Genomic DNA, 12,850 nt, shown 5'->3' with positions numbered 1-12,850 from the left:
ATTACCTGAAGGAGCTTTTATGCGATCCATCCTGCTGTTCTTGCTGGGCATTCCAATTCCCATCATCATCCTGATCGCGCTGTTGACCTGACGCGCGCCTGTATCATTCCAGCCCGCCTCGCGCGGGCTTTTTCATGGCTGGAGCGTTCGGATCGCCGTGCCGGGCCCCAGCGACCGGCATCTTCAACGACTCATTGCAGCCAGCCACATTTCGAACAGGCGCTGGCTGATGCCATCGAAGCTCTCGGGGCGCTTGCTGCGGGTTGGCGGCTGATCCTCGCGCAGATAGCTCGAGAGAAAATCCTCGAAACTGCGCACATGTACGGGCACATGCGGGCTGCTGATCAATTCCTCGATGACCTTGCGCCGCGAAGCGCCAGCGCCCTTGAGCAGCTGCCGCTGATTTTCCAGCAGCCAGCGCTGGAAGGACCCCTCCCAATGGCGCAGGCGCTCGCTGTGGCTGATGCTGGGGCGGTACAGCAGCAGCGTGCTGTCGCTGGAGCTGTCCCAGCTCCATCCAGGAAGGCTGGTGCAGGTCCAGCCGAATATACCGGCCATGGTTTCGGCGCTGTCCAGCCCGTCCGTGGTATTGCTGGCTTTGCTGGGCATCGCGATCACGGCGCTGGTGTATTCGACGAACCCGCCATTGGCCAGCGGCAGGGGGCGAAAGAAGTACAGGTCGCTGCAGCCGGGGTGAAAACGGAAGAAATGGCTGTCCACCATGGCACCCCAGCCCGGCAGGCAGGCACTGTGGTCGGCACCTGCATACCATCGATGCGCGGCATTGCCCATCGAGCTTTGCTCTGGAGCCCCCAGGTCATGGGTATCGGCGAACACGCTGGCACATTGCTGATGGAGATAGCGCCCCCAGTCGATCTGGTCAGATTTCACGCTCTTGAGGGTTGCGGCCCACACCCGCAGCGACGCCTGCAGGTCGACAAAGGAAGGCACCGGCTGCACCAGGTCTGCAGCCACGGGGCGAAGAAAGCTGCTGCGCGGGTCGTAGCCCAGCGCCGTCAATCGTTCGAGAAAATCCACCACGTTGAAAGGCGGCAGCTCCATCACGGGCAAGGAGCCATTGCCCATCCGGCTGCGCAGCGCTGCGTGGGTGGCAAAGCCCAGACCGGCGGCAATGGCTTCCGTGAGATGGGCGGACTTCGCGTCCGGGAAGCGCAACTGCAAACGACTCTTGAGCACTCGTAATGCTTCGGAATGACCAGCCGAATTTTTCGCTGGCAATGGCGCGGCCCAAGGCGCTTGAGAAGACATGGCATTCGGTCCTGTGAAGCCGGTGTCCCTCGATTACGCACCAGCCTTGCGACAGAATGCAAAAGCAGGAGTGGCGTCAAAAATGTGAATTCCGATTTCACTCGAGGGCAAGTGGGGCCGGATGCCAGGGTGTGATTATGCGATGAAACGAATTTTGCCTCAGCGCATGGACTCCAATGGGTGCCTGGAACTGCGGGTCGGATACGGGGCTTTCGTCAAATCATCACGAGCAGCATGGCGCCGCTCAAGCTGTTGCATGGCCAAAGCGGCAGGCGACTCAATCGCAGTGCGTAATTACTTACAAGCTCGATTAATAACAGACGTTGGAATTCGTGCGCCTAAATGGAATATCGACGACGCTGGCTACCCGTCGGGCGCGTACACCGTCGCGCAAGTGCCGTCACTGCAACGGTCCTGGCGCTTCCGAAGCACCAACCGGGTCGGGCGGAGCAATCAAATGCTCCACCAGTGCCCTTGCGACAGGCGGCAGCGCCTCCAGGGAACGCAGGCACAGCACCAACTGGCGCTGCGCCCAGGGTTCGTCCAGACGTACCGCCGTGATACCAAGCGTGCCGGCATACAGCGCTGCGCTCTGGCGTGGCAAGATGCCCACGCCCAGACCGGCTGCCACCATCAGGCATAGTGCGTCATAGCTTGTGACCTGGATGCGCAGGCGCAGCGGCATGTCCAGCTGCGCGGCGCTGCGCGTCAGCGTGGCGTTGATGACGCTGCCTGCATGTGCGCCCACGAAGTCGTATTCGAGTGCCTGCCGCATGCTCACCTGCTCCAGCAGCGTGAGCGGATGGCCATGCGGGGCAATCAGAATCAGCTCGTCGCGCCTATACGGCAGATAGGACAGGTCGCCACCGTACCGGCCTGCATTGAGGATGCCGAAATCGGCTGTGTTCTGGGCCACGGCCAGCGCGATCTCGGTGCTGATCTTTTCCTGCAGGTGGACCTGGACTTCGGGGTGTTTTGCCATGAAACCCTGCAGCTGCACGGGCAGGAATTGCGTGATGGCCGAGATATTGGCCACCATGCGCACATGGCCGCGCATGCCGCTGCCATATTCGCGCATCTGCCGGGCGATGCCATCGATCTCTCCGAGTACGTTGCGCGCCAGGCCAAGCAAGGTATAGGCGGCGGGCGTGGGCGTGATGCCGCGGTTGCTGCGCTCGAACAGCTGCACGTTCAACTGAAGCTCCAGTTCTGCCAGCCGGCGGCTTGCGGCGGAAGTTGCAATGTGTTCCCGCAACGCAGCGCGTGCGATGGCCTGTTCCTCCATGACGGCGATGAAAAGACGCAGGGAAATGGGATCGAGGCGCATCGCAGCATTTTGCTTTGCCCAAACGGCAATGCTCATCGCATTTCTGCGGTTTATCCAAGGGTATCTACCGATATAGGCATCTGCCATGCTGAAATGCGTTGACAGCAACGCAAATCAGCGTTTTGTGCCCATGCGACTTCTTTGCATCATGACCGGCTTCGCGCGGCCACAGTCAGGCCGTCGAATCAAAGGAAAGCATGCAAGAAACTCAAGAACACATGCCGGCGTCGGACACGGGTGCGCTGTCGGGCGTTCGCGTCGTCGAAATGGGCCAGTTGATCGCCGGCCCATTTGCCGGCAAGACCCTGGGCGAGTTCGGCGCCGATGTCATCAAGATCGAGGCCCCGGGCATGGGCGACCCCTTGCGCAACTGGCGCATGATCAAGGAAGGCACCTCAGTGTGGTGGCAGGTGCAGTCGCGCAACAAGAAATCGGTGGCGCTGGATCTGCGCCAGCCCGAGGGCCAGGATCTGGTGCGCCAACTGCTGCGCGAAGCCGACGTGCTGATCGAGAACTTCAGGCCCGGCACGCTCGAGGGCTGGGGAATGTCGCCCGAGGAATTGCATGCGATCAACCCCAGCCTGATCATCCTGCGCATCTCCGGATATGGCCAGACCGGCCCCTACCGCGACCTTCCCGGTTTCGGCGTCGTGGGCGAAGCCATGGGCGGGCTGCGCCATCTCACCGGCGAGCCCGGGCGCGTGCCTGTGCGCGTGGGCGTCTCGATCGGCGACACCCTTGCCGCACTGCACGGCACCATCGGCGTGCTCACGGCGCTCTACCACCGCAAGGCCCATGGCGGCAAGGGCCAGGTGATCGATGTGGCGCTGCACGAAGCCGTGTTCAACGTCATGGAAAGCCTGGTTCCCGAGTACAGCGCCTTCGGTGCGGTGCGCGAGGCGGCCGGCAGCGCCTTGCCGGGCATCGCACCGTCGAACGCCTACCCCTGCGCCGACGGCTGGGTGCTGGTGGCGGGCAATGGCGACAGCATCTTCAAGCGCCTGATGCAGACCATCGCGCGTGAAGACCTGGCCCATGCGCCCGACCTGGCGAGCAATGCCGGTCGCGTGGCGCGCGTGCAGGAAATCGATGCCGCCATCGGTGCGTGGACGCAGACGCGCAGCATTGCCGAAGTGCTGGAACAGCTCGGAGCGGCCCGCGTGCCGGCCGGCCGCGTATACACCGCCAGGGATATCTGCGAAGACCCGCACTACCGCGCGCGCAACATGATCCTGCAGCAGCAGACGCGCGACGGCTACAGCCTCGAAGTGCCCGGCATCGTGCCCAAGCTTTCGGCCACGCCAGGCACGGTGCGCTCCAGCGCGCCCCGGCTGGGCGACGACACCGACGCGGTGCTCGCAGGCATGGGCCTCGATGCCGCTCAGATCGCCGCGCTGCGCGCCCGGGGGGTGATCCAATGACCATGTCCCATGTCTGGAACGGCGCCGGCAGGCGCATCCACATCCAGGAAGTCGGCCCGCGCGACGGCCTGCAGATGGAAAAGGTTTTCGTTCCCACGGCGCAGAAAATTGCCATGGTGGACGCGCTGTCGGCCGCAGGCATGGCCAAGATCGAGGTCACGGCCTTCGTCTCGCCCACCGCCATTCCCGCGCTGGCGGATGCCGAGCAGGTGCTGCGCGGCATCCAGCGGCCGCCCGGCACGGTGATGACCTGCCTGGTGCCCAATGTCAAAGGGGCGCAGCGCGCGATGGGCGCGGGTGCGGACGAGCTGAACCTGGTCATGTCGGTCAGCGAGACGCACAACCTCTGCAACCTGCGCATGCTCAGGCAGCAGTCCTTTGCAGCCCTGCAGGAAGTGGTGGCCGTGGCGCAGCAAGGCCGGGTGGCCGTCAACGTGTCGCTGTCTTGCAGCTTCGGCTGCCCCATGGAGGGCGACGTGCCCGCGCACACCGTGCTGGACTGGGCCGAGCGCTTCATCGCGCTGGGCGTGCAGGGCATCACTCTGTGCGACACCACGGGCATGGCCCATCCGGCGCAGGTGCATGCGCTGGTGCGCGCCTTCAGGAGCCGCTGGCCGCAGACCACATTGACCCTGCATTTCCACGACACGCGCGCCATGGCCCTGGCCAACGTGCTGGCGGCCATCGATGCCGGGGCGGACCGTTTCGACGCGTCGGTGGGCGGCCTGGGAGGCTGCCCCTACGCCCCCGGCGCCAGCGGCAATGCCTGCACGGAGGAGCTGGTGCATGCGCTGCAGCTCATGTGCTACGACACTGGAGTGGATCTGGCCGCGCTGACCCAGGTCGCGGCCGGGCTGCCGGCGCAGATCGGCCACGATATTCCCAGCGCGATCGTCAAGGCGGGGCCGGTGCACCGGCTGCACCCCGCTCCCGCATCGCTGCAAGAGGTTCGCATCCGCGCGCAGGAGAGGCTGCAGGCGGCGCAACAGGGGCTCTGAGCCCGCAACACAGGGCTTCGCCCATCACAGGATCCAAGGAGAAAAACATGACAATGACTCGCCAGCAATTCAGCCGTCTCGCATTGGCCACCGGCCTGGCCCTGGGCCTGGCCGGCACCGCCGCCGCACGCCCCAACTACCCGGACAGGCCGATCACCATGGTGGTGCCCGCTTCCGCCGGCGGCACGACCGACCTGGCCGCACGCATGACGGCGCAGGCGCTCGGCCCGGTGCTGGGACAGACCATCGTGGTGGAGAACAAGGGCGGCGGCAACGGCAACATCGCCGCGGCACAGGTCAAGCGCGCCGAAGCCGACGGCTACACGCTGCTGATGCAGTACTCGGGCTTCCACGTGATCTCGCCCCATCTGGCCAGGAGCACCTGGGAGCCGGCCGACTTCGTGCCCGTGGCCAACGTGCTGTCGGCACCGCAGATCATCGTGGTGCGCCGCGATCTTCCCGTGAACAACATGCAGGAACTGGTGGCCTACGCCAAGGCCAATCCGTCGAAGCTGAACTACGCGTCGTCCGGCAATGGTTCGCTCCAGCACGTGACCGGCGTGCAGCTGGAACAGGCCGCCGGCGTGCGCATGGTGCACGTGCCGTACAAGGGCACGGGCCCGGCGCTGCAGGACCTGCTCAGCGGCCAAGTGGACCTGACCTTCGGCACCGCGCCGCCCTTCATGCCCCACATCCAGGCCGGCAAGCTCAAGGTCTTGGCCGTGACCGGCAAGGAGCGCCTGCCCAGCCTGGCAAGCGTTCCCACCACCGCGGAAGCCGGCCTTCCCGGCGTCAACGCCACCTCGTGGTTCGCGCTGTTCGCGCCCGCCAAGACGCCTGGCGACATCGTGCGCAAGCTGGAATCCGACGTGCGCAACATGCTCGGCGATCCCGCGTTCCAGAAGAAGGCACTCGACCAGGGCGCCACTGCCGACTTCAAGGACGGCAAGGCGCTGGGCGCCATGGTGAAGCGCGACTGGGACATGTGGGCCAAGGTGGTCAAGGAAGCCAATATCCAGGCGGAGTGATCAGGCAGGCGCGGGCAGGCCGCCCTGCCTGCCCGCCTTCTCCAGCAGAAAATCGACCAGCGTCGCGATGGCTTTGGTCTGGTAGCGCGTCGGCATGTACAGCAGGTACTTGTTGGTCGACAGGAAATTCAGGCTGCCCGGCGCGAAGGGCAGCTGCACCAACTCGCCGCGCTGCAGCGGCTCGCGCACCATGTAATCGGGCACCACGCCCACGCCCAGTCCCTGCAGGATCGCGTCGCGCAGGAAGTAGAAGTTGGCCGACATCAGCCGCGGCTTGATGCGCAGCTCGGCACTGCGGCCCACGCGGTGGCCGGCCAGGCGCAGCTTCTGGCCCGTGAGGTTCGAGGTGATGAGCGGCACCTGGTGCAGTTCCGCCAGGCTGTGCGGCATGCCGTGCTCGCGCACCAGGGCCGGTGCGGCGCAGGCCACATAGTGCACCGGCCCCATGTTGCGCGCGACCAGGCTGGCCGGCGGCTCCGCCATCACGCGCATGGCGAAATCCACTGCGCCCGCCATCAGGTCCTCGATGTCGTTGTCGAAGACGACCTCCAGTGTCACGCCCGGGTACAGCTGCATGAACTCGGTGAGCCACGCCGACATCGCCAGCTGGCCATAGCCGCTGGGCACCGACAGCCGCACCGTGCCCTGCAATCCCCGGCCCAGGCTGCTGACCGATTCGCTGGCGGCCAGGAGCTCCTGGCGCATCGCGCGGCCGTGTTCATAGAGCTTCCATCCCAGCTCGGTGGGCTCGATCTGGCGCGTGGTGCGCCGCAGCAGCTGCTGGCCCAGCTCGCGCTCGAGCTGGTTGAGCCGCTGGCTCACGCTGGCCCGGCTCACGCCCAGGCGCACGGACGCCCGGCTCAGGTTGCCGGCTTCGATGATGTCCACGAGCAGGGAAAGGGTCGCCAGATTCATTGTCAAATTTACGAATACACAATGTTCAATTTTTATCACAATTGATAAATTTTCTAAACATATCAAAATACGCACCAGATTGGCGCACGATGGCGCAGTCGCTGAACCAGGGGTCCGCGTGCCTCGTTTTGATTTGTTGGACAAGGCTTTCGCATGACCGCTTCCCTTCCCCTGCAGCCGCTCGCCGGCCTGCGTGTTCTCGATCTGTCGCGCGTGCTGGCCGGGCCCATGTGCGCCATGTCGCTGGCCGACCTGGGCGCCGATGTCACCAAGGTCGAGCACCCGAGCCGCGGCGACGACACGCGCGACTGGGGCGTGCGCGTGGGCAGCCGCAATACCTCGTATTTCAACAGCGCCAACCGCAACAAACGCTCGATCAGCCTGGACCTGCAGTCGCCCCAGGGCCAGGAGATTGCGCTGCAGCTGGCGGCACGAAGCGATGTGGTGATCCAGAACTTCAAGGTCGGCGGCGCGGAGAAGCTCGGCCTGGGCTACGAACAGCTCAGCGCCCTCAACCCGCGCCTCGTGTACTGTTCCATCTCCGGCTATTCGCGCAGCGGGCCCGAGGCCAGGCGTCCCGGCTATGACCTGGTAGTGCAAGGCGAGGCCGGGCTGATGGCCATGAACGGCGAGGAAGGCCAGGGGCCGCTGAAGTTCGGCATAGCCGCCGTCGACATGTTCACCGGCATGTACTCCGCGCAGGCCATCCTTGCCGCCCTCTATGAGCGCCACACCACCGGCCGGGGCCGCCACGTGCAGATGGCGCTCTACGACTGCGGCCTGATGATCACCAGCTACTACGGCATGGAGGCGCTGCTCAAGGATGGGGACCCGCCGAAGTTCGGCAACGCCCATCCGTCCATCGTCCCCTACGGCGTGTTCGAAGCCGCCGACGGCCCGCTGGTGATCACCGTGGGCAACAACGGCCAGTTCCAGCGCTTTTGCAACGAGATCATCGAGCGCCCCGAATGGACCACCGACGAGCGCTTCGCCACCAACACCGCGCGCTCTGCCAACCGCCATGTGCTCATGCCGCTGATCCACGAGGCGCTGCGCCGCAAGCCGCGGGCCGAGCTGCTGGCGCAGCTCACGGCCGCGCAGATTCCCTGCGGCGAGGTACTGGGCATGCTGGACGCGCTGCAGTCCGAACGCACCCGGACGGCAGGTTTGCTGCACCGCTATGAAGACCGCGAAGCTGGCGCGCAGGCCGTGCTGGCGCCTCCCTATGCCATGGACGGCGAACGCCTGCCCGTGCGCATGCCGCCGCCGCATCTGGGCGAACACACCGACGCCGTGCTGAGCGAGCAGCTGGGAATGGCCCCCGACGCCATTGCCGCGTTGCGCGCGCAGAACATCATCTGAATATTATTTTTCAACGGAGACAAGAGATGGATCAACCTCACGCAATCAATCGCCGCCACCTGCTGGCCGCTGGCGCCGCCAGCGCGCTCGGCGCCTTTTCGGGCATCAGCTTCGCCGCCGATCCCGCCTGGCCCAGCAAGCTGGTGAAGATCGTCGTCGCCTTCCCACCCGGCGGTCCCACCGACACCGCCGCGCGCATCGTCGCGCAAAAGCTTGGCGAGCGCCTGGGCCAGACCATGATCGTCGAGAACCGTCCGGGCGCCTCGGGCTCGATCGGCACGGCGGCGTTCATCAAGTCGCCCGCCGACGGCTACAACCTGTCGATGTTCGGCATGCCGGCGCTGCTTGCGCCGCTGCTTTTCAACAACAACGCCTATGACGTGCGCAAGGACTTCCTGCCCGTGGCCACGGTCTATGACCTGCCCATGGCCATCGTCATCAACCCGCGCGTGCTGCCCGAGGTCACTAACCTGCAGCAGCTGATCGCCCACGCCAAGGCCGCCCAGACGCCGCTGAACTACACCAGCTCCGGCACCGGCAGCTTCGGCCACCTGTCGATGGAGCAGCTCAAGGACCTGGGCGGCTTCGACATGCAGCACATCCCCTACCGCGGCAGCGCTCCAGCCGTGACCGACCTGATCGGCGGGCAAGTCCCGGTGATGTTCGCCGACGTGGTTGCCGCCCTGCCCCACATCCAGGCGGGCAAGCTGCGCGCCATTGCCGGCAGCTCCAACAAGGCAAAGCTGCTGCTGCCGGGCATCCAGTCGGTGGCCGAACAGGGCTTTGCCGGGTTCGACGCCGACACCTGGGGCGGCCTGGTCGCGCCCCTGGGCACGCCGCGCGCCATCGTCGACCGCCTGAATGCCGAGCTGAAGGTGATCCTGGCCGACCCCGAGCTGCAGAAGAAGCTGATCGGTGCAGGGGCGGTCGCCAGCTACCAGGACTCGGAGACGATGCGCAAGCGCCTGGGGACCGACTATGCGCGATGGAGCAAGATCGCCAAGGACAAGAACATCTCGGCGCTCTGAGGCCGCATGCTCCGACGGGATGGGGCTTGCCAGCGAAGCCTTGGCAGGTCCGCTTGCCAAGGCTTTTTCTTGGTGAGCGCAGGCCGGCTGGACGGTGCATCAGGCGACGGGAATGGATGACAATCCTTACCCAAGGGGGTAGAACGTGAACCGGACTTTGATCGATGTGGACGGCGCCACGCAGGCGCTGCGGCAATTTGCGCACGAGCGGGATTGGCAGCAGTTCCATTCGCCCAAGAACCTGGCCATGGCGCTGTCGGGGGAAGTCGGCGAGCTGACGGAGATCTTCCAGTGGATGACCGAGGCCGACTCGCACGCAGCGGCTTCGGCGCCCAGTACCGCCCAGGCGGTAAGGGACGAACTGGCCGACGTCGCTCTCTACCTCATTCGCCTTGCGGACGTGCTGGGCGTGGATCTCAACGCGGCGATCACGGACAAGCTGGCCGCCAACGCCGCCAGGTACCCAGTGGAAGCTGCGCGCGGTGTAAGCACCAAGTACGACCGGTTGCCCAGGTCCTGATCGTCAATCGGGCGCAGCCCCTCCCCTGGGCGCCTTCTGCAGGCTGGCCTGCGTCACACTGGCCCCCGGCGCCACATCATCCGTGATCCAGACATTGCCGCCAATGGTCGCACCCCGGCCCAGCGTCACGCGGCCCAGGATCGTGGCGCCGGCGTAGATCACCACATCGTCTTCCACCACCGGGTGGCGCGGCAAGCCCTTCTTCAGCTGGCCCTCGCTGTCGGTTGGAAAGCGCTTGGCGCCCAGCGTCACGGCCTGGTAGAGGCGCACATGGTTGCCGATGACGGCGGTCTCGCCGATGACGACACCCGTGCCGTGGTCGATGAAGAAGCTGGCGCCGATCTTCGCGCCGGGATGGATGTCGATGCCGGTCTGCGCATGCGACAGCTCGGCGACGATGCGCGCCAACAGCGGCAGCTCCAGCCCGTAGAGCACATGCGCCAGGCGGTGGTGGATCATCGCCAGCACGCCGGGATAGCACAGCAGTACTTCGTCCACACTGCGCGCGGCCGGATCGCCCTGGTAGGCCGCGAGCACATCGGTGTCGAGCAGGCGCCGCAATTCGGGCAGCGCATTGGCAAACCGGCGCACCGCCTCGATGGCCTGGACCTCGATCTCCTGCGCCGGGCGCGCCGCATGCCGCGCGTTGAAGTTCAGCTCCAGCCGGGCCTGGCCCAGCAGTTCCTGCAGCGCGGCATCGAGCGTGTGGCCCACGTAGAAATCCTCGCTCTCGTGGCGCAGGTTGGTCGGGCCCAGGCGCATCGGGAACAACGCGCCCTTGAGCCCTTCGACCACACGCTCCACGGCATCGCGCGACGGAAACTCGCGTTCACCCGGCTCACGCGAGCGTTTTTGCAGGTCGCGCCATTCCTCGCGCGCGCCGCGCAGCGCGCGCACGATCTCGCCAACTTCGAAATTCGCCATGGGCATTCCTTGGTGTTCTTGTCGTGCCCAGCTTAACCCGGCTCGACGCCGAACCATCGCTGCTCACTGCAAGAGTCGCGGGGTTGAGCGTCCCCGCAGCCGCAGCCGACTTAAAGGGACAAGTATTCCTATCCTCCCTCGCACCGATTTCCTATGCGCCGTCAACCTGCTCCCAACGGATCGATTCATTGCGCGCTCAGCAAAATCAACAGACCACCCATACCCGATGCAGTCCATCAGTGCCGATATGGCAATTCACGAGGTGTATGCGCGGCGCCCTTTGCCGATGGGTCTTTTTCAGCATCACCCATGGAGTGACACACCATGCGCAAACCCATTCATGTTTCCCTGTCCGTGCTGCTGCTGTCCCTGCTGCAGGCCTGCGGAGGCGGCGGCGATGATAAGGCCAGTCCCGCGCCGCCGGCAGCCGAAGGCATCGCTGCCGCTGGCGCCGACATCGGCTCGGTCTCCGCCAGGCTCGTCCCCACCGAAACCAGGCGCTTCCTGCTGTTCTCCGCGTCCGGCCATTCGATCTTGCGCGGGGAGTCCGAACAGACAGACAGCGGCGCCATGGTCCGCCTGGGATCGGCCACCTTGTCGGGATCACGCCAGACGGTGGACATTACCGGCGACGCACACTATGCGCTCGGCCGCTGGCTGAAGGGCACCGTCACCCGATCCTCGCAAACCGAGACCTTGAACGGGGACAACCACAAGTCATATCACTACCTTGCCTTCAACGGCGTGACTGCACTGCCCACCATCGGCCAAGCCGAATGCAAGACCGTCGCCGCCACGGCGCCGACGGCCAATTCCGATCGCCATGCGAAGCTCGGGTCGGCAAGCGGATCCGGAACCATGGTGTTCAGCGACAGGGGCACAAGCATACGGGCCACGATACAGGTGCGCGTGGTCGGGGAAAGCGCACCGATGGCCCTGTCCGCAGAAATCACGGATGTGGAGCAAACGTCCTATAGCGGGCTGCTGCTGGCGCAGGGCCCGGGTGCGGCGCTCATGCTGGCAGACCAGGGCAGCCCCATTCCCGGGTTGGTCATGGGCTACAGGGCGCAGTTGCCTGGCGGCACCTTCTATACCGGAGTCGCCCGTTTTTCCTGCACCAAGAAGTGATACGGCCGCAGGTCCGGTCCGCAGTGCAAGCGCATTTCTGATCACAACCCAAGGATGCACATCATGAACCAATGCACTCGTGTTTCTCTTTCGGTGCTGCTCTTGGCCTTGCTGCAGGCCTGCGGAGGCGGTGGCGGCGAAGATGGTCCCGCGTCTCCTGCAGCGACGGCAGGCCTGGCCCCGGCCGTCGACACCGGCAAGGTCTCCGCCAAATTCGTACCCAAGGAAAAGAAACGCTTCATGCTTTTCGCGAGAGGCTTGGAGGTCTTCTCCGCAGGCGAGTCCGAGCAGGCAGACAGCGGCGCCATGGTGCGCCTGGACGAATACACCCTGTCGGGGTCTCGTCAGACGGCAGATATTTCCGGCGACACCCACTATGCGCTTGGCCGCTGGGTGAGAGGCACTGTGACTGGATCCTCGCGCACCGACACGCTCACGGGCACGGACAACAATGCCTATCACTACCTCGTCTATAACAGTTTGGCCAAACTGCCCGCCAGCGGCCAGCTCCGGTGCACTTCGGTGGCCGCCACGACGCCAACCAATTTTTACGCTTCTGCCAGGAACGCCGGCTCGGCAAGCGGATCCGCCGATGTCTCCTTCGATACCGACGGTGCTGGCGTACAGGGGGCGTTGCAGCTGCAGGTGGATGCTGGAAGTGCCACGGTAGATCTCCACACACGCATCAGGAGTGCGGGGTCCATGCCGATCACCGGCAGGATGCTGGCGCAGGGCCCAGGCGCGGCGATCGCATTGGCGGACCAGGGCAGTGCAACCCCTGCGCTGGTGGTGGGGTACAAGGCCCAGCTGCCAGGCGGCAACCTCTACAGCGGAGTGGCCCGCTTCGCCTGCAAGAGCCTCTGAAAGCAAAAAAGCCCGCTGCAAAGCGGGCTTCGATGGTTGGCGCCCGAGCCGGATCCGGCAGCGGCC

At 65.3% G+C, this 12,850-nt stretch carries 12 protein-coding genes; 8 read left to right on the top strand and 4 right to left on the bottom strand.

Translation table 11 applies throughout. The features are described 5' to 3' along the window. Window positions 1-183: 183 nt before the first annotated feature. Complete coding sequence (locus tag M9799_RS14460) at window positions 184-1,182, bottom strand: hypothetical protein (RefSeq protein ID WP_263725517.1); 999 nt, start codon at window positions 1,180-1,182, stop codon at window positions 184-186. 487 nt (window positions 1,183-1,669) lie between these two features. Continuing rightward, a complete protein-coding gene (locus M9799_RS14455) occupies window positions 1,670-2,596 on the bottom strand; it encodes a LysR family transcriptional regulator (protein WP_231044582.1) in 927 nt (308 codons plus the stop codon). 197 nt (window positions 2,597-2,793) lie between these two features. Here M9799_RS14455 and M9799_RS14450 point away from each other — a divergent pair, with 197 nt between their 5' ends. Genes M9799_RS14450 through M9799_RS14440 form a run of 3 tightly spaced genes read left to right on the top strand, consistent with a single transcriptional unit; the run spans window position 2,794 to window position 6,043 of the window. Then, window positions 2,794-4,017 carry a CaiB/BaiF CoA transferase family protein gene (locus M9799_RS14450; RefSeq protein ID WP_231044581.1) on the top strand — a complete coding sequence of 408 codons (1,224 nt, stop codon included), beginning with the start codon at window positions 2,794-2,796 and terminating at the stop codon, window positions 4,015-4,017. Further along, window positions 4,014-5,015 (top strand): hydroxymethylglutaryl-CoA lyase, encoded by a 1,002-nt coding sequence (locus M9799_RS14445; protein ID WP_231044580.1) that lies wholly within the window; start codon window positions 4,014-4,016, stop codon window positions 5,013-5,015. The genes M9799_RS14450 and M9799_RS14445 overlap by 4 nt, the downstream gene beginning before the upstream one ends. Window positions 5,016-5,062: 47 nt before the next feature. Then, the gene (locus tag M9799_RS14440) at window positions 5,063-6,043 is read left to right on the top strand and encodes a Bug family tripartite tricarboxylate transporter substrate binding protein (protein ID WP_231044579.1); all 981 of its coding nucleotides are present in this window, start codon (window positions 5,063-5,065) and stop codon (window positions 6,041-6,043) included. Here M9799_RS14440 and M9799_RS14435 read toward each other — a convergent pair whose 3' ends face one another. Further along, on the bottom strand, window positions 6,044-6,958 hold the full coding sequence (locus M9799_RS14435) for a LysR family transcriptional regulator (RefSeq protein WP_231044578.1): 915 nt from the start codon (window positions 6,956-6,958) through the stop codon (window positions 6,044-6,046). 153 nt (window positions 6,959-7,111) lie between these two features. Between M9799_RS14435 and M9799_RS14430 the strand changes: the two genes are divergently transcribed. The 3 genes from M9799_RS14430 (at window position 7,112) to M9799_RS14420 (ending at window position 9,868) form a co-directional block, all read left to right on the top strand. Continuing rightward, window positions 7,112-8,320 carry a CaiB/BaiF CoA transferase family protein gene (locus tag M9799_RS14430; protein WP_231044577.1) on the top strand — a complete coding sequence of 403 codons (1,209 nt, stop codon included), beginning with the start codon at window positions 7,112-7,114 and terminating at the stop codon, window positions 8,318-8,320. A gap of 26 nt (window positions 8,321-8,346) precedes the next feature. Next, window positions 8,347-9,348 (top strand): tripartite tricarboxylate transporter substrate binding protein, encoded by a 1,002-nt coding sequence (locus M9799_RS14425; RefSeq protein WP_231044576.1) that lies wholly within the window; start codon window positions 8,347-8,349, stop codon window positions 9,346-9,348. A gap of 145 nt (window positions 9,349-9,493) precedes the next feature. Then, window positions 9,494-9,868, top strand: coding sequence for a nucleotide pyrophosphohydrolase (locus M9799_RS14420; protein WP_231044575.1), 375 nt, complete (start codon window positions 9,494-9,496; stop codon window positions 9,866-9,868). 3 nt (window positions 9,869-9,871) lie between these two features. Here M9799_RS14420 and epsC read toward each other — a convergent pair whose 3' ends face one another. Then, complete coding sequence (gene epsC, locus M9799_RS14415; RefSeq protein ID WP_231044574.1) at window positions 9,872-10,792, bottom strand: serine O-acetyltransferase EpsC; 921 nt, start codon at window positions 10,790-10,792, stop codon at window positions 9,872-9,874. A gap of 324 nt (window positions 10,793-11,116) precedes the next feature. Between epsC and M9799_RS14410 the strand changes: the two genes are divergently transcribed. Both M9799_RS14410 and M9799_RS14405 read left to right on the top strand, forming a co-directional pair. After that, window positions 11,117-11,920: a hypothetical protein gene (locus M9799_RS14410; protein ID WP_231044573.1), complete on the top strand. Its 804-nt coding sequence runs from the start codon at window positions 11,117-11,119 to the stop codon at window positions 11,918-11,920. Between the two features lie 63 nt (window positions 11,921-11,983). Then, entirely contained in the window at window positions 11,984-12,784 is an 801-nt protein-coding gene (locus M9799_RS14405; RefSeq protein ID WP_231044572.1) for a hypothetical protein, read from the top strand. Window positions 12,785-12,850: the final 66 nt, after the last annotated feature.

It is taken from the genome of Comamonas endophytica, assembly GCF_023634805.2.
Classification (GTDB): Bacteria; Pseudomonadota; Gammaproteobacteria; order Burkholderiales; family Burkholderiaceae_C; genus Comamonas; species Comamonas endophytica.
Note: the sequence above shows the minus strand (reverse complement) of the source record. Positions and strands in the feature narration are given on the sequence as shown.